Source organism: Sphingomonas sp. 28-62-20 (assembly GCF_002281505.1).
This window is the reverse complement of the sequence record NZ_NCGH01000001.1, coordinates 173,146-193,717: the sequence shown is the minus strand read 5'-3', so window position 1 is coordinate 193,717 and position 20,572 is coordinate 173,146. Positions and strand designations below refer to the sequence as shown.

20 protein-coding genes and 1 tRNA gene are annotated in these 20,572 nt (G+C 65.1%); 13 read left to right on the top strand and 8 right to left on the bottom strand.

Annotated elements, in window-relative coordinates; translation table 11 throughout:
• Window positions 1–3 precede the first annotated feature (3 nt).
• The gene (locus B7Y43_RS00910) at window positions 4–324 is read right to left on the bottom strand and encodes a chorismate mutase (RefSeq protein WP_374129724.1); all 321 of its coding nucleotides are present in this window, start codon (window positions 322–324) and stop codon (window positions 4–6) included.
• A 209-nt stretch (window positions 325–533) separates the two neighbouring features.
• Here B7Y43_RS00910 and rpsD point away from each other — a divergent pair, with 209 nt between their 5' ends.
• Window positions 534–1,148, top strand: a complete 615-nt coding sequence (gene rpsD, locus B7Y43_RS00905) for a 30S ribosomal protein S4 (RefSeq protein WP_374129723.1) — start codon at window positions 534–536, stop codon at window positions 1,146–1,148.
• 124 nt (window positions 1,149–1,272) lie between these two features.
• Here rpsD and B7Y43_RS00900 read toward each other — a convergent pair whose 3' ends face one another.
• Complete coding sequence (locus tag B7Y43_RS00900) at window positions 1,273–3,255, bottom strand: alpha/beta hydrolase family protein (RefSeq protein WP_374129722.1); 1,983 nt, start codon at window positions 3,253–3,255, stop codon at window positions 1,273–1,275.
• A gap of 185 nt (window positions 3,256–3,440) precedes the next feature.
• Between B7Y43_RS00900 and B7Y43_RS00895 the strand changes: the two genes are divergently transcribed.
• From B7Y43_RS00895 to aguB, 4 genes are read left to right on the top strand one after another with little or no spacing between them, the layout of a single operon-like run.
• A complete protein-coding gene (locus B7Y43_RS00895; protein WP_374129721.1) occupies window positions 3,441–5,069 on the top strand; it encodes a M28 family metallopeptidase in 1,629 nt (542 codons plus the stop codon).
• An 11-nt stretch (window positions 5,070–5,080) separates the two neighbouring features.
• Window positions 5,081–6,049, top strand: a complete 969-nt coding sequence (locus tag B7Y43_RS00890; protein ID WP_374129720.1) for an agmatine deiminase family protein — start codon at window positions 5,081–5,083, stop codon at window positions 6,047–6,049.
• Window positions 6,046–6,402 (top strand): DUF3147 family protein, encoded by a 357-nt coding sequence (locus B7Y43_RS00885; RefSeq protein ID WP_374129719.1) that lies wholly within the window; start codon window positions 6,046–6,048, stop codon window positions 6,400–6,402. Before B7Y43_RS00890 ends, B7Y43_RS00885 begins: the two co-directional genes overlap by 4 nt.
• Before the next feature lie 10 nt (window positions 6,403–6,412).
• Window positions 6,413–7,288, top strand: a complete 876-nt coding sequence (aguB, locus tag B7Y43_RS00880; RefSeq protein WP_374129718.1) for an N-carbamoylputrescine amidase — start codon at window positions 6,413–6,415, stop codon at window positions 7,286–7,288.
• Between the two features lie 53 nt (window positions 7,289–7,341).
• Here the strand turns inward: aguB and B7Y43_RS00875 are convergent, their stop codons facing one another.
• Entirely contained in the window at window positions 7,342–7,605 is a 264-nt protein-coding gene (locus B7Y43_RS00875; protein WP_374129717.1) for a hypothetical protein, read from the bottom strand.
• A gap of 83 nt (window positions 7,606–7,688) precedes the next feature.
• Between B7Y43_RS00875 and B7Y43_RS00870 the strand changes: the two genes are divergently transcribed.
• Entirely contained in the window at window positions 7,689–8,228 is a 540-nt protein-coding gene (locus B7Y43_RS00870; protein WP_374129716.1) for a chlorite dismutase family protein, read from the top strand.
• Here B7Y43_RS00870 and B7Y43_RS00865 read toward each other — a convergent pair.
• Complete coding sequence (locus B7Y43_RS00865) at window positions 8,225–8,887, bottom strand: uracil-DNA glycosylase (RefSeq protein ID WP_374129798.1); 663 nt, start codon at window positions 8,885–8,887, stop codon at window positions 8,225–8,227. The two genes, B7Y43_RS00870 and B7Y43_RS00865, sit on opposite strands and share 4 nt — an antisense overlap.
• A 19-nt stretch (window positions 8,888–8,906) precedes the next feature.
• Here B7Y43_RS00865 and folK point away from each other — a divergent pair, with 19 nt between their 5' ends.
• The 5 genes from folK to B7Y43_RS00840 all read left to right on the top strand — a co-directional run bounded on the left by folK (window position 8,907) and on the right by B7Y43_RS00840 (window position 12,314).
• Window positions 8,907–9,368, top strand: coding sequence for a 2-amino-4-hydroxy-6-hydroxymethyldihydropteridine diphosphokinase (folK, locus tag B7Y43_RS00860; RefSeq protein ID WP_374129715.1), 462 nt, complete (start codon window positions 8,907–8,909; stop codon window positions 9,366–9,368).
• A gap of 54 nt (window positions 9,369–9,422) precedes the next feature.
• A tRNA-Lys gene (locus tag B7Y43_RS00855) sits at window positions 9,423–9,498 on the top strand.
• A gap of 396 nt (window positions 9,499–9,894) precedes the next feature.
• Complete coding sequence (locus tag B7Y43_RS00850; RefSeq protein ID WP_374129714.1) at window positions 9,895–10,383, top strand: DUF302 domain-containing protein; 489 nt, start codon at window positions 9,895–9,897, stop codon at window positions 10,381–10,383.
• A 3-nt stretch (window positions 10,384–10,386) separates the two neighbouring features.
• Window positions 10,387–11,337 (top strand): YeeE/YedE thiosulfate transporter family protein, encoded by a 951-nt coding sequence (locus tag B7Y43_RS00845; RefSeq protein ID WP_374129713.1) that lies wholly within the window; start codon window positions 10,387–10,389, stop codon window positions 11,335–11,337.
• A 59-nt stretch (window positions 11,338–11,396) separates the two neighbouring features.
• The gene (locus B7Y43_RS00840; protein ID WP_374129712.1) at window positions 11,397–12,314 is read left to right on the top strand and encodes a LysR family transcriptional regulator; all 918 of its coding nucleotides are present in this window, start codon (window positions 11,397–11,399) and stop codon (window positions 12,312–12,314) included.
• Here B7Y43_RS00840 and B7Y43_RS00835 read toward each other — a convergent pair.
• The 3 genes from B7Y43_RS00835 to B7Y43_RS00825 form a co-directional block, all read right to left on the bottom strand.
• Window positions 12,282–12,983, bottom strand: a complete 702-nt coding sequence (locus tag B7Y43_RS00835) for a peroxiredoxin-like family protein (protein WP_374129711.1) — start codon at window positions 12,981–12,983, stop codon at window positions 12,282–12,284. The genes B7Y43_RS00840 and B7Y43_RS00835 overlap by 33 nt on opposite strands.
• Window positions 12,984–13,041: 58 nt before the next feature.
• Entirely contained in the window at window positions 13,042–14,181 is a 1,140-nt protein-coding gene (locus B7Y43_RS00830; RefSeq protein ID WP_374129710.1) for a patatin-like phospholipase family protein, read from the bottom strand.
• A gap of 61 nt (window positions 14,182–14,242) precedes the next feature.
• A complete protein-coding gene (locus B7Y43_RS00825) occupies window positions 14,243–15,058 on the bottom strand; it encodes a 3-hydroxybutyrate dehydrogenase (protein WP_374129709.1) in 816 nt (271 codons plus the stop codon).
• A gap of 194 nt (window positions 15,059–15,252) precedes the next feature.
• Between B7Y43_RS00825 and B7Y43_RS00820 the strand changes: the two genes are divergently transcribed.
• A complete protein-coding gene (locus B7Y43_RS00820) occupies window positions 15,253–15,702 on the top strand; it encodes a cupin domain-containing protein (RefSeq protein WP_374129708.1) in 450 nt (149 codons plus the stop codon).
• A gap of 748 nt (window positions 15,703–16,450) precedes the next feature.
• On the opposite strand, the gene B7Y43_RS00815 is transcribed toward B7Y43_RS00820, so the two are convergent.
• Window positions 16,451–17,377 carry a LysR family transcriptional regulator gene (locus B7Y43_RS00815; RefSeq protein WP_374129707.1) on the bottom strand — a complete coding sequence of 309 codons (927 nt, stop codon included), beginning with the start codon at window positions 17,375–17,377 and terminating at the stop codon, window positions 16,451–16,453.
• 282 nt (window positions 17,378–17,659) lie between these two features.
• Between B7Y43_RS00815 and B7Y43_RS00810 the strand changes: the two genes are divergently transcribed.
• On the top strand, window positions 17,660–20,560 hold the full coding sequence (locus B7Y43_RS00810) for a TonB-dependent receptor domain-containing protein (RefSeq protein ID WP_374129706.1): 2,901 nt from the start codon (window positions 17,660–17,662) through the stop codon (window positions 20,558–20,560).
• Window positions 20,561–20,572 lie beyond the last annotated feature (12 nt).

The following is a 20,572-nucleotide window of genomic DNA, read 5'->3' as shown; positions in this document are numbered from 1 at the left end:
CTCCTAACGCTTGTCGAACAGGTCCATCTCATAGGCGATCGACGCCTCGACCAGATCGTTCCACAGCGCCGCGATCGCCTCATCCGGCAGGCCACGCCGCGCCGCATCGGCGCGGGCGTTGCCGATTACCTGCGCCTTGCGCGCCTCGTCGCGGACCTTGTCCCGGGTCGGCTTGATCCGCGCCGCCGCCGCCATATAGGCGAAGCGCCGGTCGAGCAACGCGATCAGCTCGCGGTCGACCTGGTCGACGCCGGCCCGGACCTCGACCATGCTGGTGCAGTCGGGCCCCGGTTTAATCGCTTCAGGCAGAATGGTGTCGCTCATGGCCCGCGCTTCTGGCGAAGCGCCGCGCGCCTGTCCAGCTTGACTCATGCCGCCGGCCCGGCTACCCGCGCGCCTTCGCAAATGGCCCCGCACCCCGGTGAAGCGGTGGCCCTGGTTCGATCCCCCAAAGATCAGCACAGAGCGATGACCGGGATATCGCGCGCCCGACCGGGCACGCGGTCGTCGTTGGCAATTGCAAAGGAATACTCATGTCGAAGCGCCAAAGCGCCAAGTACAAGCTCGATCGCCGGATGGGCGAGAATATCTGGGGTCGCCCGAAGAGCCCGGTCAACAAGCGTGAATACGGCCCCGGCCAGCACGGCCAGCGCCGCAAGGGCAAGGTGTCCGACTTCGGTATCCAGCTGCGCGCCAAGCAGAAGCTCAAGGGCTATTATGGCGACGTCACCGAAAAGCAGTTCCGCGCCTGTTATCACGAAGCCGCGCGCATGAAGGGCGATACCGGCCAGAACCTGATCGGGCTGCTCGAACAGCGGCTCGACATGATCGTCTATCGCGCCAAGTACGCGCCGACGATCTTCGCCGCGCGCCAGCTGGTCAGCCACGGCCACGTCAAGGTCAATGGCGTGAAGTGCAACATCGCCTCGCGCCGCTGCTTCCCGGGCGACGAGATCACGCTTGGCAGCAAGGCGCAGGAAATGGCGCTGGTGATGGAAGCGCAGAGCCTCGCCGAGCGCGACATCCCCGAATATGTCGCCCCCGACGGTGCGGCCAAGGTCACCTTCACTCGTGTGCCGACGCTCGACGAAGTGCCCTATCCGGTGAAGATGGAGCCGAACCTGGTGGTGGAATTCTATTCGCGCTGAGACGGCGGACGATCGCTCGCTGGTCCGGATAATCCCTGCGAACGACTGGCAGGACCGCGGTCCCGCCTAACGGCGCTCAACTCGACAAGAGGGGCGGTCCCACCGGGGCCGCCCCTTTTTTTGGTCATTTTATGCCGAGCGCCGTTCGCAAGAACGCATCGGCCTTGCCAAGCATCTCCGTCCGCGCCGCGCTGTCGTCGAGCTGGTGATCGAGACCGTGGAATTCGACGTAATCGACTGACTTGCCCGCGCTTTTCAAGCGACCCGTCATCGCGCGGGATTCGCCCACGCCGACATTGAGATCCTTGTCGCCGTGAAAGATCAGCACCGGCGCCTTGATCATGTCGACATGTTGCAGCGGCGATCCTTCGCGGACATGCGGCCCCTGACCGATGAAATTGTCGACCGAGATGAAGTTGGTGAAGTTGCGCGATTCCTCGCGGAGCATGTTGAGATCTGTGACCGGGGCGATCGCCACGATCGCCTTGAACAGATCGGGGTCGAGGACTTGCGACTGGAGCGCGGCATAGCCGCCATAGGACCAGCCCACGATCGCGAGCTTGTCGGGCGCGGCAATCCCCTGCGCGACCAGCCAGCGCCCGCCATCGTTGACGTCACCGATCGCCGTGCGCCACGATTTGAAGCCATTATCCTGGAACCAGCCTTCACCATAGCCGGTCGAGCCCCGAAAATTGGGCTGGAGGACGGCATAACCCTGATGCGCGAAGAATTGCGCCAGCCAGTCGAATCCCCATTCGTCGCGCGCGCCGGGGCCGCCGTGCGGCATGACAATCGCGGGCAGATTCTTGCCCGTACCCCCGACCGGCAGAGTGAGAAAGCCCGGGATCTGAGTGCCATCCGCTGCGGCGAAGGTCACCGGCTTGACCGTCGCGAGCTTGGTCTGCGCGAGTTCGGGGCGGGCAGGGAGGACTTCGCCGAGCTTGTGCGTCGTCTTGTCGAAGAGATAATAATGCCCTGGATCGACATCGCTGCTGGCAAACAGCAATAATTGCTGCTCGCCAGCACTTGCATCGACAAAGGTGAGCAGCGGCTGGCCAGGCAGCGCCTTGGTCAGCGACGCGGCGAGCTTTTTCAGCTCGGGATCGAAGAACACCGCCGACCGCTTGTCGGTGACGTAGCTGACACCGACGACGCGCCTGTCGCGGCCGATCCGGATCAGCCCGCTGACGTCGACGTCGTCGCGCGCATAGACGAGTTCGCGCTTGAGCGTTCCGTCGAGCGTGACCCGGTACAGTCCGAGACGGCCATTGGCATCATCGAAGCCGTAGGCGATGTTGAGATCGCGATCGACCGCATCGGGATTGAATCCTCTGCCCTTGCCGCCGTCATAGGTGAAGCTGCTCAGCTTCTTCCAGCTGCGATCGCCCGGCAGGCGATAGGTATATTCGATCCGATCAGCGTTGTAGGTCTCGTCCGCTTTGATCTGGATTCCCATCACCCGGATTTCACCATGGCCGTCGCTGATATATTCGGCGGCGTTGCGGCGCGGGCCTTCGACAACGCTTCGCTTGAGCGACACGGTATCGACCCGGTCGACGCCGAGCCCCTTACGATCCTCGGCGATCAGGGTGCCGCGATTGTCCTCGGGGACATAGGCACGCGTCATCAGCACGCTCGTCGCTCCCTCTTCTCCGAGCCAGTCGATCACGGTACCCCCTGATTGCACGATGCCCAGGGCGCGCCAGCTATCGCGCGGGGTGAGCAGCTTGACGTTCGACCCGTCTGCATCGACCGCGATGACGCGCGTGAAGAACAGATTGTCGCCAGCGCCGTCGAGAATCATGAAGATGCGGCAAACGAGTCGGGTCGTCGACGTCCAGTTGCATTTCGACAGGCGTTCGGGTTTGCCCGAACTCGTCATGATCGGCTTGGGCGGCGGGCCATCGAGAGTGGCGACGAACAGGGTGGTGCCCTGGCCTGCCCTGGGCACGATAAATGCCACACGTTTGCCATCAGGCGACAGGCTGATGTCCTGGACATTCTCGCGCGCGCCGAATCGCGCGGCGGCGCCTTCGTCGGCACGCGCGGCAATCATCGGCAGGCACGCCAGCACCGCCGGCCCAAGCAGGCGCACCATCTGCCGCATCAGCTTTTCCCCCAACCTGTTACGCCTTTACGATATGCCCGGATCGATCGCGGTCAACCGGTCGATGGGCTCGGATCGGGTCGAATGAACTTGCCCACCGGTTCGCTGGTGCGCCTGCCGGTGGACAAGCGCATGGCCGCTTGTCACAAGGGCCCCGCCTGCCCGTCCCACCGGAGTATCTGTCGATGCGCGCGTTGCTTATCCTGCTTTTGCTTTCCACTGCCGGCATGGCCAGCGCGCAACAGGTGTCGCCGATTTCGGTCGAAACGCTGAAGACCGTCGACAAGGAATTGTCCTCCGACGCCTATGAGGGGCGCGCACCCGCGACGCCGGCCGAGGACAAGACGGTTGCCTATATCATCGACCGCTTCAAGGCGGCGGGGCTTAAGCCGGGCAATAAGGGCAGCTGGGTGCAGGACGTGCCGCTGGTCGAGATCACCGGCAGCGACGTGTCGCCGATCACCTTCGCGGGCGGCAAGACCCCGCTCAGCCTGGCCTATCGCACCGACATGGTCGTCGGCACCTATCGCGTGACGCCCAAGGTGGCGTTGAAGGACAGCCCGGTGGTGTTCGTCGGCTATGGCATCAACGCCCCCGAGCGCGGCTGGAACGACTATGCCGGGCTCGACGTCAAGGGCAAGACCGTGGTCGTGCTGGTCAACGATCCCGACTGGCAGACGCCGACGCTCGACGGTTTGTTCGAGGGCCGGGCGATGACCTATTATGGGCGCTGGACCTACAAGTTCGAGGAAGCCGCGCGGCAGGGGGCCGCCGCGGTGCTGATCGTGCACGATACCGAACCCGCCGCCTATGGCTGGGGCGTGGTGCAGTCGAGCTGGACCGGGCCGCAGCTCGAACTCGATGCCAAGGGCGACCATCTCGACCAGAGCCAGGCGATCGGCTGGATCCAGCTGGCGAGCGCCAAGGCACTGTTCGCAAGCGCCGGCAAGGATTTCGACGCGCTGTCGGCAGCAGCGAAGGTCAAGGGGTTCAAGGCCGTGCCACTCGGCGTGACCGCGTCGGTGTCGTTCAGCAACAGCATCCGCCGCCAGGCATCGAAGAACGTCATCGGCGTGCTGCCCGGCACGGCGGCGCCGCAGGACTATGTCCTCTATACCGCGCATTGGGACCATCTTGGCCGCTGCGATGCGGTCAAGGGCGATGACATCTGCAATGGCGCGGTCGACAATGCCAGCGGCATGGCCGGGCTGGTCGCGCTCGCCGAGGCCAATGTGAAGGCGGGGCCGGCGCGGCGCTCGATCGCCTTCATGGCGGTGACGGCCGAGGAATCGGGGCTGCTCGGGTCGCAATATTATGCCGAACACCCGGTCTATCCGCTGTCGCACACCGTCGGCGGGGTCAATATGGACAGCCTGAACGTGCTTGGCCTGACCAAGGATTTCGTGGTCACCGGCGCGGGCAAATCCGAACTCGAGGACCTGATCGTCCCGCTCGCGGCAGCGCAGGGCCGGGTGATCAAGCCCGAGCCCAACCCCGAGCGCGGCGGCTATTTCCGTTCCGACCATTTCAGTTTCGCCAAGCTCGGCGTACCGATGCTCGACGGCGGGTCGGGCGAGGATCTGGTCAAGGGCGGAAGCGCCGCGGGCCATGCCGCGGCGGAGGATTATGTCACCAATCGCTATCACAAGCCGCAGGACGAATATGACGCCAACTGGGACTGGTCGGGCGCGGTCGCCGATCTGACGCTCTACTACCGGTTGGGACGCGAGCTGGCCGAGGGCACGAGCTGGCCCAACTGGTACAAGACCGCCGAATTCCGCGTGATTCGAGACAAATCGCGCCAAGGCCAATAGGGGCGCCGAGCGTGACGAGGCCAGTCCAGCCTGCCGAATGGGCGCCCCACAAGGCGGTCTGGATCGGCTTTCCCAGCCATCCCGAGCTCTGGGCCGACGATATCGGCCCGGCGCGCGCCGAGGTTGCCGCCTTTGCCGAGGCCGTCCATGCAGCAGGGGCTGGCGAGAAAGTAATCCTCGTTGCTGCCGATGCCGAAGCGCGCCGGGCTGCGACCAAGCTCGCGCCCTTCGCCGAGGTGATCGTCGAACCGTTCGGCGACATCTGGCTGCGCGATACCGCGCCGATCTTCGTCTCACCGCACGAGGCGCGCAATTTTCAGTTCAATGGCTGGGGCGGCAAATATGATCTGCCCGGCGACGATGATATCGGCGCGCGGCTCGGGCGCAGCCGCCGCGTCGCGCTCCGGGAATGCGACTGGGTACTCGAAGGCGGCGCGATCGACGGCGACGGCACGGGCCTTGCCGTCACCACCGAGCAGTGCCTGCTCAACCCCAATCGCAACCCGGGGCTGTCACGCGCGGTCATCGCCGACCATCTGAAGCGCGACCTGGGCTTCAGCGACGTGCTTTGGCTCGGCGAGGGGCTGCTCAACGATCATACCGACGGGCATGTCGACAATCTCGCGCGATTCGTGGCGCCAGGGCGGTTGGCGATCCCCGAAGGGACCGACAACGACCCCAACTGGCGCATCTATCAGCTTGCCGCTGAGAAGGCCCAGGCATTCGGGGTCGAGGTGGTGCGGGTGCCGTCGCCCGGGCGGATCCTGCACGACGAGGAGATCGTGCCGGCAAGTTACATGAATTTCTACATCGGCAACGCAGCCGTCGTCGTGCCGCTTTATGGATCGCACAATGACGACGCGGCGGTGGCGGCCTTCGCCGAGCTTTTCCCGAGCCGGCAGGTCGTCGGCCAGCGCGCCGATCATATCCTGACCGGCGGCGGCAGTTTCCACTGCATCAGCCAGCAGATTCCGGGATGACGATCTTCGCGTTCGTCGCCCGGGCGTTGCTCGCCGGGGCGATCGTCGCCGCCGTCGCGCTGATCGCCCGGCGCAGCCCGGTGGCCGGCGCGGTCGTCGCGTCGCTGCCGCTGGTTTCGGTGCTGGGGATGATCTTTCTGTGGCGCGACACGCATGACCCCGAAAGGCTGGCGTCGCATGCCGGGGCGACGCTGTGGTACGTCATCCCCTCGCTGCCGATGTTCGCGCTGATCCCGGCGTTGCTCCGCCACGGCATTTCGTTCTGGGCCAGCCTGGCAACGGGTTGCGCACTGACCGTGCTACTCTATCTCGCAACGGCAATCATCGCCGCCCGGTTCGGCGTCACGCTATAGGATCATGCCGATGACTGAGATCACCGTTGCCGCGCTTCAGCTCGCGTTCGGCCCCGATATCGATGCCAATATCGCCCATGTCGCGCGGCTGGTACGCGAGGCGGCAGCGCGCGGCGCGCAGGTCGTGCTGCCGCCCGAACTGTTCGAGGGCGAATATTTCTGCCGCGTCGAGGACGAGGGCCTGTTCGCGACGGCGAAGCCGGTCGGCGAACACAAGGCGGTGCTGGCGATGCAGGCGCTCGCTGCCGAACTGAAGATCAGCATCCCGACCAGCTTCTTCGAGGCGGACGGCCCGCACCATTACAACAGCCTCGCGATGATCGGCCCCGACGGCAAGGTCGAGGGAGTCTATCGCAAGAGCCATATCCCCGACGGGCCGGGCTATGAGGAGAAATTCTATTTTCGCCCCGGCAATACGGGTTTCAAGGTGTGGCCCGGGCCCTCCGGCACTGCCGACACCACGCTCGGCGTCGGCATCTGCTGGGACCAATGGTATCCGGAGACGGCGCGCGCGATGATGCTGATGGGCGCGCAGGTCCTGTTCTACCCGACCGCGATCGGCAGCGAACCGCATGACGAGGGGCTCGATACTGCACGGCTGTGGCGGCGGGCGATGGTCGGGCATGCGGTGTCGAACGTCGTACCGGTGGTAGCGGCCAATCGCGTGGGTACGGAGCCCGATGGAGAACCAGGGGGCCAGACCTTCTACGGCACCAGCTTCATCACCGACGAACGCGGCGACATCCTCGCCGAGCTCGGCCGCGAGGAGGAAGGCGTGATCACCGCAACGCTCGACCTCGACCGCGTCAAGCGCCACCGTGCCGCCTTCGGCTTCTTTCGCGATCGCCGACCCGAACTCTATGGGCGGCTGGTCCAGGATATCTAAAGTCTGATGACTTCACCCGGATAGTGGATGAATCGACCAAGTGTCATCCTGCTCTAGCGGCGGGGTTCAGCGCCGACATCATCCCTGATGACGACGGGCCGAGAACAGCCGTCGATCGTGCGAAGGACCGTCAGGATCTCCCGGGCATTGGGTTCCTCTGTCATCGGGTGGGCGCGCAGCGGCTTGGCATCGGCAGCGGCCTTGGCCGCGGTCGATTGACAGATCGGGCGGGCTGCGGCGGGCGCGTGCGGCGCGCCGCTTGCCGCCGTCGCGGAAACCGTCAACAGAACGCAGGCAGCGATCGAAAAGCGATGCACGGTCAAAATCCCATTCTTCGGCATCACTGGCATAGCAAGAATCGGTAATCTTCTCAACACGCCCGGCACTATGGTCTCGCCCAATGACGCACCGCCCGCCTCTTGCGATCACCTGTTTCGCCGGCGCCGAAGCGGGCGAGTGGCGGGTTGATTCGAATACCCCGGTGGTCGGTGCCGGTTTGGCGAGGGTGGCCCATGTTGCTGTAGGCGGTGCTGACGGGGTGTGGACGCTCAACGGCACCGCGAGCCATCTTCGTTATACGACGGCGCCCGAGCGGCTTGCCCTGCGCGCCAGGCAGGAGGGGCTGGGACGCCCTGGATCGACTCGGGCGGCGTTGATCCCGATCCGCAAGTCGGAAGACTGGTGGGCGATGGCACAGGACGAGCGCCGCGCCATCTACGACGCCGGACGCCATTTGCCGATCGGGCTGGACTATCTGCCCGGCATCGCGCGCAAGCTGTATCATTCGCGCGATCTTGGCGAGGATTTCGATTTCCTCACCTGGTTCGAATTCGCGCCCGATCAGGAGGCAGCGTTTGACCAGATGCTCGAGCGGCTCAGGGCGTGCGCCGAATGGGCATTTGTGGATCGCGAGATCGATATCCGGCTGACCCGGTCCTAACCCGCTTCCCTGACAGCAAGCGCCCGCGCGAACACCGCCTCGAACATCTCGGGCGTCAGCCGCCCGGTATTCTGGTTGTAGCGCGAGCAGTGATAGCTATCGATCAGCACCGCACCGCTCGGCAAAAGGTGTTCGGCGAGATGCCCGAAGCGCGCCTTGGGCAACCGCCCGCCAAGGACCTTGACCGCCGACTGATGCGCGATCTGGCCGAGCGCCACGAAGATGCGGGCGTTGGGGAGCGCGGCAATCTGCCCCTCCAGAAACGGGCGACAGGCGTGGATCTCGGTCGGGGTCGGCTTGTTGGCGGGGGGCAGGCATTTGACCGCGTTGACGATCATTGCGCCCTTCAGCCCAAGCGTGTCGTCGGTGCGCCCTTCATATTGCCCATCGCTCAACCCGAATTTGGCGAGGGTGGAAAACAGCAGGTCTCCCGCCGCATCGCCGGTAAAGGGCCGCCCCGTGCGGTTGGCGCCGTGCTTGCCGGGGGCAAGCCCGATGATCGCCAGCCACGCGTCGGGATCGCCGAACGCATTGCAGGGCGCGTTCCACCAATCGGGATGCTCGATGCGCAATTCGTGGCGCAGCGCGACCAGCCGGGGGCAGCGCGGGCAATCGTGCGGCGGCTCGCTGGCGGGGATCGGGCTTGGCGCGAACATCATCGGTCGATAGGCGCAAGCCATGCCGATGCAAAGCTATGCCATCGCCCTGGGATCGAACCGACGCGGCCGCCACGGATCGCCGCGCGAAGAGGTGCGGGCCGCGCTGCGGGCGATCGGCGGGGTGATCGCCGCCTCGCCGATCATCGACACGCCGCCGATTGGTCCGTCGATCCGGCGCTTTGCGAACATGGTCGCGATCATCGAGAGTACGCTGTCGCCCCCCGAGCTGATGCGCCGGCTCAAGGCGATCGAACGCGCCTATGGGCGACGCCGGGGACGGCGATGGGGGGCACGGGTGATCGATCTCGATATCATCCTGTGGTCGGGCGGGTGCTGGGTCGACCGCGCGGTGACGCTCCCGCATCCGCAGTTTCGCGGCCGCGCCTTCGTGCTCGATCCACTGGCGGCGATCGCGCGTGACTGGCGCGACCCGGTCACAGGATTGCGGGTCGGGCAGCTCCGGCACCGGTTGCGCGGTTGACCGCCGGCGTCTGCGCTCCTAACGGCACAGCCACGCGATTGTCCGCCACGGTGCGGGCCCGTAGCTCAGTCGGTAGAGCAACGGACTTTTAATCTGTAGGTCTCGGGTTCGAATCCCGACGGGCCCACCATCCGGAACATCGCTGTGACCCCCAGCTTGGTCTGTGCCAAATCCCAGTTAGCGCTGGGCCAACCGGGTGATTCACTGGGCAAGGGGACTCTCCAGGTCCTTGGGCGCCGGGTCTAAGCCCAAGTTCCGGATCAGATCGCGGCAGCATCCTTGGTTTCAATGGGTGGGAGAGCCGAACGGCCGCTTTCGGGGGCTCGGATGGCCAAAGCGTACGTTTCCTGATGCTGAGCCGACAGCCAGCGAAGCGCTCTCATCCCGGTCGTTCGACGCCGCAAGTCATCGGCAGCGATAGCAGTCGGGCATCAACTCGATGCGACATTGCTATTCCAGTTTGCGCGGGTGATCCTCGATAACGCGATCGTCCCGGCGAAGCCCCCGCCGCAACGGAGATCGACTGATGCCCGCTCGCCCCATCCTTCTCGCATTTGCCCTGACCGTCTCCGCCACCGCTGCCGAAGCGCGGCAGGTCGCCCAGTTGCCCGCCTCCGCCACCAAGGCGGAGGGCATCGTGCGGATCCGCAGCAATCACGGCTTCGACGACACGGTCGATCGCCTCAAGGCAGCGATTGCCGCCAAAGGCGTCCGCTTTTTCGATGCGCTCGACCAGCAGGCGCTCGGCAAGGAAGCCAATCTGACGATCGGCAAGTCGGTGATCGTGCGCTTCGGTAATCCGCCGCTCGGCGTGCAATTCCTTCAGGCGAACCGCTATGCCGGGCTCGATTGGCCGGTGCGGATGCTTGTCGTCGAAGAGGCCGATGGCAGTGTATGGCTCGCCTGGACCGATTTCACCTTCATGGCCAAGCGCTACGGCATCACCACGCAGGACGCGCAGTTCAAGATGGCGGCCGGGGTCGCCCGTGCCATTGCCGCCGATGCTGCCAAATAAACGATGACGATGTCGGTCGCGCTGCTGAGTCTCGCCTTTCTGGTCGCCGCGATCTGCGCAGCGATCATGGGCTATGCGATCCAGCGCGGCGCGACCTGCATGGTCGCGGCGGTCGACGAGGTGCTGACCAAGCGTACCGGCTGGCGCCTTCTCGCCTTGGCCGAGGCGGCGCTGTGGGTCGCCGGCGGCGTGCTGCTCTGGCGCGCGATCGGCGGGCATGAAACCCTCCCGATCGGCTATCCGGCAACGCTCGCAGCGGTGGCGGGCGGGCTGTTGCTCGGCCTTGGCGCCTTCGTCGCCCGCGCGTGCGTGTTCGGCGCGATCGCCCGGTTTGGCTCGGGCGAATGGGCCTATCTGCTGACGCCGATCGGGTTTTATCTGGGCTGTGCGACGATCTGGCCGCTGATCGGCAAATTTCCGCCAATGCGCCTCGATTCGCCCCTGTTCGGCGCCAAATGGCTCTTGGTGCCCTTCGGCGTTTTCGTCGTCTGGCGCGCGGTCGAGGCGATCCGCGCCGGCGGTACCCGAATGTTCGCGGCCCATGTCTGGACGCCGCACCGGGCGACGGCGGTGATCGGAATCGTCTTCGCGATCTCGCTGATCGCGATCGGACCTTGGGCCTATACCTATGCCCTGCTATCGCTGGCGCAGGGCCGCAGCGACGGCGTGGTTGTCAAACTCGTGTTGCTTGCGATGCTGTTCGCCGGTGCACTGATCGGCGGATGGACCGCGGGGCGGCTGACGCTGCACGCGCCAACACCCGAGGCGGCGGTCCGCTGCCTTGGCGGCGGCGTCCTGATGGGCTGGGGCAGCCTGCTCATCCCGGGCGGCAACGACGAGTTGCTGCTGGTCGGCATTCCACTGCTCCAACCCTATGCCGTGCTGGCCGTCGCGAGCATGGCCATCGCGATCGCCGTCGGTCGGATCGCCGAGCGGCGCTTCGCCGTGCGCTAGTCAGTAATCGCGCTTGCTGCTAGAGCGCAGCGGTCGCCCCGGGGAGGGGGCTGCATTCGATGGAAATGCAACAGGTCCGCTATTTCTTGTCGGTCGCGCGCGTGCTCAATTTCACGCGCGCCGCTGAAGAGTGTAATGTCACACAGCCCGCTTTAACGCGCGCGATCAAGCAGTTGGAGGACGAGCTCGGCGGCGACCTGATCCGCCGCGAGGGACGCAACACCCACCTGACCGCGCTTGGCAACCGGATGCACCCATTGCTTCAGCAATGCTATGACAGCGCGCTTACCGCCAAGTCGCTGGCCACCAGAATCCGCAAGGGGGAAGTACCGTCGCTGTCGTTGGCGGTCTCGCGGACGCTCGATCTGGTCCACTTGATGCGGCCACTCAGTGAAATGCACCGCAGCCTTGCGGGACTGCAACTCAAGCTGCGCCGTGGCACCGGCGCGCAGATCGCCGCGATGCTCAGGAATGGCGAAGTCGATCTCGCGATCGGCGGGCCGATCGGCGAAAGCTGGGACCGGCTCGAGACTTGGCCGATGTTCAGCGAGGCGTTCGATCTGGTCGTCGGCGTGAACCACCCGCTGGCGATGAGCAACGAGATCGACCTCGACGTCGAACTGATCCGTGAATCGCGATTTCTGATTCATGGCGATACCGACATGGCCGAGTTCGAAACCGGGCGGCTCGATGCGGCCGGCATCAGCCTCGACCATGCCCATGAAGTCGATTCCGATCGCGATCTCGAGGCGCTGGTGGTGGCTGAATTCGGGGTCGCGATCATGCCGGCAAGCGCGATGAATTCGGCACGGGTGCGACATCTTGCCTGCTCGGCGCTCGATCTGCGGCGGACGGTCGCGATCTATTCGGTGGCGGGCCGGGCGCGCTCGCGCGAAGCCGCCGCGCTGCTCAATCTGGTCAGGTCGGCAGACTGGTCGCGCGCCTTAGGCGCTCACCAGCTTGGCGGCGTCGAGTAACGCGTCGAGTTCCATCCGGCGGCGATAGTCCGGATCGACATGGCGCGCGGCGATGATCCCGTCGCGGCCGACGACGAACACGGCGGGAACCGGCAAAACCCAGGGCGTGCCCCCCTGATAGCCGGGAACGTCCCATCCCGCCCCGCCGATCATGCCGGACATCGCTTCATCGACCCAGATCGCCAGGTTGATCGATAGCGCATAGCCGCCGCCGACATCGGTCAGGAACGGAAATTCGGCGCCTGCCTCGGCCCGCAACACGCGCGTATAGTGCTGCACTTCGGACGAAATCGCGACGATCTGCGCCGGCTTTGCCGCCTGTTGGATTTCGGCCAGGCCAACCATGTTGAGCCGGCAATAAGGGCACCAATGCCCGCGGTGAAAGGCGAGCACCGCCGGCCCCCGCTCCAGCAGCGCTTCGAGCGTGACCAGCCGTCCGTCATGGTCGGGCAGGCAGAAATCGGGCATCGCTTCGCCGACCATCGGCGCGGTACTGCCGGCCTGCGCCGCCTCCAGCCGACCGACGAACGCGTCGACCGCGGCGGCAAAGTCGGGGCCTTTGGTGCGGACACAATCGGCGACGTACTTCAGTCGTTCGCCCAAGCTGAGATCGCGATTCCGAACTTCCTGGAAGGCGTCTTCAAGGGCTGCGACGAGCGGATGGGTCATTGATGGGTCTCCTCGAAAGCTCGTACCACACGCCAATCCTGCGTGGGTAGAGCGCCCATCATTTGGCGGCGGCGGTCTCGACCATCTCCCCGGCACAGGCTTCATGCAGGACGAACCCCTCGCTCGGATCGACCTCGGCGCGCCACGGCGCTTTCTCGAGGGTCTCGCAGGTGTGGCGATAACCCGCCTCCCAGCGTTGGCGGATACCGTCGGCGCTGAAATCGACGTCCTTGGCGTGATCCTCATAGTCGAGCGCGGGCGCCAGCAGGCGGATGACGTGCATTTGCGTGGTGCAGCCATAGCCGGTGAGGCCGCGCTGCTTGAGGCTTTCCAGCGCTTCCTCCGGAATGAGCGCGGTCATTTCGGCAATGATGTGGCGCATCTTGTGGAGCTGGCGCTGACGCCGGATGTGCGAGGCCGAGCGGCTCGAATATTGCACGTCCTTCTGGCGGTTCATCACTTCCCAGATCGTCTCGGGCTCCTTGCCGTGCGGGTTCCAGAGATGGACCGCGAAAACCATCCCGTTCTTGCGCGGATTGTCGTCGAACACGACTTCGACCGGGGTGTTCGACAGGATTCCGCCGTCCCAATAGAGCTGATCGTCGATCCGCACCGCCGGGAAGGCGGGCGGCAGCGCGCCCGATGCCATGACGTGGCGGAGATCGATCGTCCGATCGCGACTGTCGAAATAGGTCATTTCGCTGGTCTGGACGTTGGACGCGCCGACCGTCAGCCGGATCGGGCCATTGTTGATCTGGTCGAAATCGACCAGCTCGGTCAGCGTTTCGGCGAGCGGCGCGACCGAATAATAGCCGGCGCTCTCGGCGCCGAGCGGCGAATGCGCGCTGACAAAGGCGGCCGTGTTGGGTCGGAAGAAGGATGGGATGCCGGTGGTGACGGCCATCATGTTGCGCGCCGCCACCGGAAACCAGCTGGGGAGCGGCATGCCCATGAACCGGTCGCTCTCGACGCGCTTCCAGAATTCACGCATCCGGGCAAGGCCGTCGTTGGCAGGGCCTCCCGCGATCAGCGCCGCGTTGATCGCACCGATCGACGTGCCAACCACCCAGTCGGGGGCGATCCCTGCCTCAGCCAGCGCCTGATAGACGCCGATCTGATAGGCGCCGAGCGCCCCGCCGCCTTGGAGCACCAGAACGATCTGGCCGTAGCTCGAAATCTCGTCGTGAAGGGTCTTCATTTTGGTCTCTCCTGATCAGCGATGATGTCCGCGCGCCGCCAACCAGACGCACGCCTTGTCGTTATTGAGCGGTCCAACCGCCATCGACAGGAAGCGCGGCGCCGGTGATCGAAGCGGCACCCGGTCCGCATAGGAACACCGCGAGCGCGCCAAGTTCCTCGACCGTCGCGAACCGCTTCGTCGGCTGCGCGGCGAGCAGCACGTCACGGATCACCGCTTCGCGATCGATGCCGCGAGCCTGGGCGGTGTCGGCAATCTGGTTCTCCACCAGCGGAGTCCATACGTAGCCCGGGCAAATCGCGTTACAGGTGACGCCGACCTCCGCGCCTTCGAGCGCAACCGTCTTGGTGAGCCCAAGCACGCCGTGCTTCGCCGCGACATAGGCACTCTTGAACGGCGAGGCGACAAGCGCGTGCGCCGAGGCGACGTTGACGATGCGGCCAAATCCCGCCGCTTTCATGGCTGCGAAAGCGGTGCGGGTCGTGTGGAACGCCGCCGAGAGGTTGAGTGCGATGATCGCGTTCCATTTGTCGACGGGAAAATTCTCGATCGGCGAAACATGCTGGATGCCGGCATTGTTGACGAGAATGTCGACCTGACCGAACCGCGCGATGCTGTTCTCGATCAGGCCGGCAGCACCGACGGCATCGAGCAGGTTGGCCCCGTCATAGGCAACGCGCCCGCCATGTAGCGCCAGCGCCGTGCAGGTCGCCTGGATCGCGTCGCTATCGCCCAGGCCATTGATCACGAGGTCGGCGCCGGCTTCGGCAAGGGCACGAGCAATTCCCAGCCCGATTCCGCTGGTCGATCCGGTAACGACGGCGACTCGCCGGGCGAGTGGTTTCGGGGAGGAAAGCGCAGTGGGCGGCAAGTCCATGACGGGCATCCTTTTTTTGAAAATGATGACCAGAAACTGCCGATACCGGCGATCAATTTGAAATGCCGTTTCTGCATCGACTCGATACGGCAAAGCGATTGGGTGCCCGCCAGGCTGCGGCGTAAATCCAGGGCGTGTCAGCAAGCCGGCCCGCCGACTTGCCCACCCCATGGCCACCAACAGGAAGACCGATCATGACCAGAACGATCATTCAGGGCGCCGTATGCGCACTGCTCGCCGCGACCACCTTCGCCACGCCCGCCTTCGCGGGCGAGTGCCCGGCCAACAAGGCAGGCGCCAGCCTGCTGACCGGCGCCCCGACCATGCCCAAAGGCGTAACCGATACCGTGATCGGCTCGGTCGACCTCAATGCCGAAATCGGCGTGCCCGATCGCCAGCTGCGCACGCGGCGCCTCGTCGTTCAACCCGGCGGCATCGTTCCGCTGCACAGCCACAAGGACCGCCCGGCGCTGATCTACACCGTGAGCGGCCAAATCACCGAATATCGCAGCAGCTGCACGGTGCCGATCCTCCACAAGGCGGGCGACGTTGCGCGCGAAGCCGACGGCATTTCGCATTACTGGATCAACCACGGCAAGGTCGCCGCGGTGTTGCTGTCGTCCGACGTCCATCACGGCAACTGAGCCGATCCTCAGGTTGACGACCCCGAAATGACGGGCCTCGCTTGCCGGAGCAGGCGAGGCCCTGTCAGCCAGCGTGGCGCACCGCTCTTCGCCTGGACAGATTGGCGGTGCATGCGCGGCAATGGCCTGGCATCCGACGCTGTCGGAGCTGGCATGGTCGTCATCTCGAACGCGCTCGTGCTCGCTCACGTCGACGAGGCACGCATGCCCAAGGTGGCCTTCAGCGAGAGGATGGCGAGGTGCTCGGCCAGCGTTTTCCACGCTTTGCCGCCGATCTCGAATGGTGGGCCTCGCCGCCTCCCAGCGGATGGCGCAAGCCACGTCTTACTGAGAAGCTCGGCGCACGGAAAGGCGTGCCCGGACGAAGAAGCTAGCTTGCAACGCGGCTGATCACGCCAAACGTCGGACCTAGGATTTTAGCCGCCAAGCCGAGTTGACGAGGTCCGGGACGGTAAGGCGTCCATCCGCAAGTGCAGCAGCCTCTGCTTTAACCTCGTTTAATTGGCGATCTTTGCCCATGATAGGCCAAAGAATGGGCTTTGGTGGAGTATTTGGCGGGGACGGCGAGGGTCTACGGGATAGCCATAGGATTTCCCAAAGTCTTGATTGACCTTTTGCAAGTGTTTGCGCGCCCATTCGTCCGTCAACCTGAGCCACTCACGCTCTGGAGCCGCACTTCGGGCAAAGGCACCGAACGTGCCGGCAAGGACATCAGGGGCGTTCAAATCCAGATGGTCGGTATCCGGGTTCACGCCAACGTGAGGGGATCCTCTGCGCGTGCTCGCTGCGGCGGGAGCCAGCCGCGCAAGCCAGCGGTAATTTCTTGATCGACCCGCTCCGACACGACCCTCAGCACCAGCTCGATGTCGTCGGGAGGGACCTCCGCGCGCGCGCTGAACGAGATGGTGCGGATCAGCGCGGGATCGACGATCGTCAGGCACCGCAAACGCCCAACGGCAATTTCGTCGGCGAACAGCGCGCGCGAAAGGATCGAGCAGCAACCGCTCCGCTCGAGCAAGTCGGGCGTGATCCCCGCCGGCTCGACCTCGGCAGCGACGTCGAGGGGGGCGGCATTGGCGCGGTACAGCTCCTCGACGAGGATGCGGTTGGTGGGGTCGAGGATCAACCTGAAGCTGCCCAGCGCGCGCAGCGGTATCGTCGTGCCCCCCTCGGGCAGCAGCGGGGCGGGGCCGACCAGGCAGAAGGCCTCCTGATATAACGGCACCACCCGGACCGCCTTGGGCGGGGGCAGGTAGCAGATGACCAGATCGAGCTTGCCCTCGCCGAACTGCTGCAGCGCCGTTGCGGTCATGACGCTGCGGATGCCGAGTTCGAGATCGTCCTGACCCGCGCATGCAGCCATGATATGCGGCCCAAAGGCGCGCGCCGCCGCGGGTGTGGCGCCCAGGACCAACTTGCGCCCGCGCCCGCCTGCGCGCTTGCGCATTGCGTGCTCGGCTTCAGTCACCCGCTGCAGGATCGCGGTCGCATGGGGCAGAAACAGGGCGCCCGCTTCCGTGAGCCGCGCCCCCCGCGCGTGCCGCGCGAGCAGCCGCGTACTGAGATGCTCTTCAAGCTTGCGGATCTGCTGGCCGAGCGCGGGCTGCGAAAGGTGCAGTTTTCCCGCTGCGGCAACGAAGCTGCCTTCCTGTGCAATCGCCGAAAAGGCCCGCAACCAGCGAAGATCCAACGCCATACGAGCTATAACACCAGCTTTTAGCTCCGAAAGCAACTCGGTATTGGACGCCGCGGATCGGAGTGCCTAGCCCTAGGCTTATCGCGGGCATCATGACCCTGTCGGGATCGGAAGATACCCGACCGCCAGGCCTGCTGCGCCGCGATACGTCTACGAGATGTGAATCTTGTCCGAACAATATCGAAACGGACCGGCCCGGGACATCGGTGAGCGGCAAGAACGCCACTGCGGGTTGAGAACCGGAAAAAGGGGAGAGGAATCGTGAGGCATTCATTGTTGCGCAGCCGCTTGCGGGCGAGTGCGGCGCTGCGTCTGGCGCTGGCTGTCACGGCCACCGTCGGCGCAACGGAAGTGCGGGCGCAGGAAACGCCGCCAGCCACGCCACTGCCAACCGAGCAGATCCCCGCGACCGAGCGCGAGGAAGCGACTGACCCCGCGCAAGCGCAACAAGGCGCGCGCGCCGACGGTTCGGCTTCGGATATCGTCGTCACCGGATCGCGCCTGCAGGGTGCGGGCTTCACCGCACCAACGCCGACCACGGTGGTCGGCGCCGACGTCATCGCATCTCGCGCGCCGGTGTCGATCGCGGAAGTGATCAATCGACTGCCCGCTGTCCGCAACTCGGTCAGCCCGTCTTCCAACCAGCGTCAGTTCGGCGGCGGCACGTCGCCGGTTGACCTGCGCGGGCTCGGCCCCGTCCGCACGCTGACGCTTGTCGACGGCAACCGCTTCACGCCCACGCTCGAGGATGGCACGGTCGACACGGCGTTGATCCCGATCGGGCTGATCGAGCGAATCGACGTCGTGACTGGCGGCGCTTCGGCCGCTTATGGTTCCGATGCGGTCGCGGGCGTCGTCAACTTCGTGCTCGCCAGGAAGCTGAGCGGGGTGCGCATATCGACGCAGACCGGAATCACCGAACGCGGCGACGGTGCATCGCCGGCGATCAGCCTGGCGGCAGGCACCTCGTTCGCCGGCGGTCGCGGCCATATCATCGCTGGCCTGGAAGCAACGCGTAACGACGGTGTCGGCGTCATCCTGGATCGCGAGTTCGGCAGGCAACTGCCGGGACAGATCACCTACGGAACGCCCCGCCCCGCCGGCACGCCCGCGTTGGGGCTCGTCACCGGCGTCAACTATTCGGCGCAGTCGGTTGGAGGGCTGATCACGGCGGGTCCCTTGCGCGGCCAAGCATTCGCTCCCGACGGCAGCACTTACCCGTTTCAATATGGCACGGTCTACAGCAACCTCATGGTCGGCGGGTCGAACCCGGGCAGCGAAGTGTTCCACTGGCCTTTGGTGACGCCGCTCGACCGCATCGCCGCGCTTGGCCGCGTCGAATATGAACTGACCGACGCCATCACCGCCTCGCTGGTCGGCAGCTATGGCCGAACCGTTGCGGAGACTTATACCGGCTTCAATCAGAGCAGCTTCATCATCTCGCGCGACAATGCCTATCTGCCAGCCGCCACGCGCGCGGCGATGGTCGCGAACAATCTGCAAACGATCACGGTCGGTCGACTTCTCACCGAGAATGGCGGCGTTCCCCAGCGCAATAGCTTCGAAACGTGGCGCATCATCGGTGGCCTTTCCGGACGTTTGGGAAGCAAGTGGAGCTGGGACGCGAGCGTTCAGTACGGCGAATCAAACAACCAGTTCCGGTTCCTTTCGCAGATCATCCCCGCGAACTACCGCGCGGCAGTCAATGCGGTGCGCGATGCCAGCGGCAACATCGTCTGTGGTCCGATCGCGACAAATCCAAATCTAACGCCGGCGCAGCGCTTGCAAGTGCAGCCGGGCTGCGTGCCGATCAACATCTTTGGCCAGGGTTCCCCATCCGCCGCCGCGATCGCCTATATCGGACCGGAGACCTATCACAACTGGAGCAATCGCCGATTTGTGGGAGCGGCGAATCTGCGCGGAACGCCTTTTGCGACTTGGGCGGGCGACGTCCAGGTCGCGGTTGGTGGCGAGTGGCGACGCGACGAGCTGATCGCGACGTCCGATCCCTATTCGCTCGCCGCGATCGCTGCGGCGGGCAACTATGGGGCCTATAGCGGGCGCGTCAATGTGTCGGAATTCTTCGGTGAAGTCGGCATTCCGCTGGCAAGGAATCTGCCCTTCGCCAAATCGCTCGACCTGAACGGCGCGTTCCGCCGTACCGACTATAGCACAAGCGGCGCCGTCACGACGTGGAAGGTGGGCATCACCTATGAGCCCATTTCCGCCATCCGCCTGCGCGGCACCTGGTCGCGGGACATCCGCGCGCCCAATCTTTCCGAGCTGTTCGCGTACACAGGGTCGGGTGTATCAGTGAACAGCACGGTCAACCCCTTCAACAACCAGACGGGTGCGCTCGCCACTTCGAGCAACGGCAATCCGAATCTCGCACCCGAAGTCGCACGGACGAAGAGCTTCGGCATCGTGTTCCAGCCGGAGTGGGATTGGGCGCGCGGATTAAAGCTATCGGTCGACTATTTCGACATCGACGTCCGCGGGCTCATCACCCAAGTCGCCGGTACGCAGGTGATCGCGCGCTGCTTTGCGGGCGAGACGGTGTACTGCCCGCAGATCCAGTTCGACAATTCGACCTTTGGGATCGCAAATGTTCAGCAGCTGTCTTTCAATCTCAACCGTTTACGGACACGAGGGCTCGATTTCGAGCTCGCGTATCGCGTGCCGCTGCCCAAAAGCGCCGGCCGCCTCGACCTCCACGTGCTTGCCACGCGAATCCTGGAACTGAAGACCTATGACCGCGGCACGGTGATCGAGCGGGCGGGCTCGCTGGCGAATGGCGGCTTGCCCAAATGGGTCGCCACGGCCGATCTCACTTATGCCCTTGGGGGCTTCTCCTCGACGCTCAGTGGACGTTATATCCAGGCGGCTATCAACGACGTCACGCGCATTGGGCCCGACGACCCGGCCTACAGCCCGACGCTGCCGAACAGCGTCAACATCAACAAATTCCCCAGCGCCGTGTACCTCGACCTCAGCCTGCAGCAGCGCGTCACGGCCGGTGGGACCGAGTTCACCCTGTTCGGCCTGGTCGAGAACCTCCTCGACAAGCCGCCGCCCACCTTTGCCGCGACCGGCATCCTGACTGGCAATCCCTACGATCTGATAGGCCGGCGCTTCAAGCTGGGCGCCCGGGTGGCGTTCTGATGCGCACGGTGG

What these genes read in the sequence shown, in the direction of transcription:
- B7Y43_RS00820 (WP_374129708.1), top strand. Translation starts at nt 15,253, where the DNA reads ATGACCAGAACGATCATTCAGGGCGCCGTATGCGCACTGCTCGCCGCG.
- B7Y43_RS00900 (WP_374129722.1), bottom strand. Translation starts at nt 3,255, where the DNA reads ATGCGGCAGATGGTGCGCCTGCTTGGGCCGGCGGTGCTGGCGTGCCTG.
- B7Y43_RS00830 (WP_374129710.1), bottom strand. Translation starts at nt 14,181, where the DNA reads ATGAAGACCCTTCACGACGAGATTTCGAGCTACGGCCAGATCGTTCTG.
- aguB (WP_374129718.1), top strand. Translation starts at nt 6,413, where the DNA reads ATGACTGAGATCACCGTTGCCGCGCTTCAGCTCGCGTTCGGCCCCGAT.
- B7Y43_RS00845 (WP_374129713.1), top strand. Translation starts at nt 10,387, where the DNA reads ATGACGATGTCGGTCGCGCTGCTGAGTCTCGCCTTTCTGGTCGCCGCG.
- B7Y43_RS00825 (WP_374129709.1), bottom strand. Translation starts at nt 15,058, where the DNA reads ATGGACTTGCCGCCCACTGCGCTTTCCTCCCCGAAACCACTCGCCCGG.
- B7Y43_RS00840 (WP_374129712.1), top strand. Translation starts at nt 11,397, where the DNA reads ATGGAAATGCAACAGGTCCGCTATTTCTTGTCGGTCGCGCGCGTGCTC.
- B7Y43_RS00910 (WP_374129724.1), bottom strand. Translation starts at nt 324, where the DNA reads ATGAGCGACACCATTCTGCCTGAAGCGATTAAACCGGGGCCCGACTGC.
- B7Y43_RS00895 (WP_374129721.1), top strand. Translation starts at nt 3,441, where the DNA reads ATGCGCGCGTTGCTTATCCTGCTTTTGCTTTCCACTGCCGGCATGGCC.
- B7Y43_RS00865 (WP_374129798.1), bottom strand. Translation starts at nt 8,887, where the DNA reads ATGATGTTCGCGCCAAGCCCGATCCCCGCCAGCGAGCCGCCGCACGAT.
- B7Y43_RS00835 (WP_374129711.1), bottom strand. Translation starts at nt 12,983, where the DNA reads ATGACCCATCCGCTCGTCGCAGCCCTTGAAGACGCCTTCCAGGAAGTT.
- B7Y43_RS00850 (WP_374129714.1), top strand. Translation starts at nt 9,895, where the DNA reads ATGCCCGCTCGCCCCATCCTTCTCGCATTTGCCCTGACCGTCTCCGCC.
- folK (WP_374129715.1), top strand. Translation starts at nt 8,907, where the DNA reads ATGCCGATGCAAAGCTATGCCATCGCCCTGGGATCGAACCGACGCGGC.
- B7Y43_RS00870 (WP_374129716.1), top strand. Translation starts at nt 7,689, where the DNA reads ATGACGCACCGCCCGCCTCTTGCGATCACCTGTTTCGCCGGCGCCGAA.
- rpsD (WP_374129723.1), top strand. Translation starts at nt 534, where the DNA reads ATGTCGAAGCGCCAAAGCGCCAAGTACAAGCTCGATCGCCGGATGGGC.
- B7Y43_RS00885 (WP_374129719.1), top strand. Translation starts at nt 6,046, where the DNA reads ATGACGATCTTCGCGTTCGTCGCCCGGGCGTTGCTCGCCGGGGCGATC.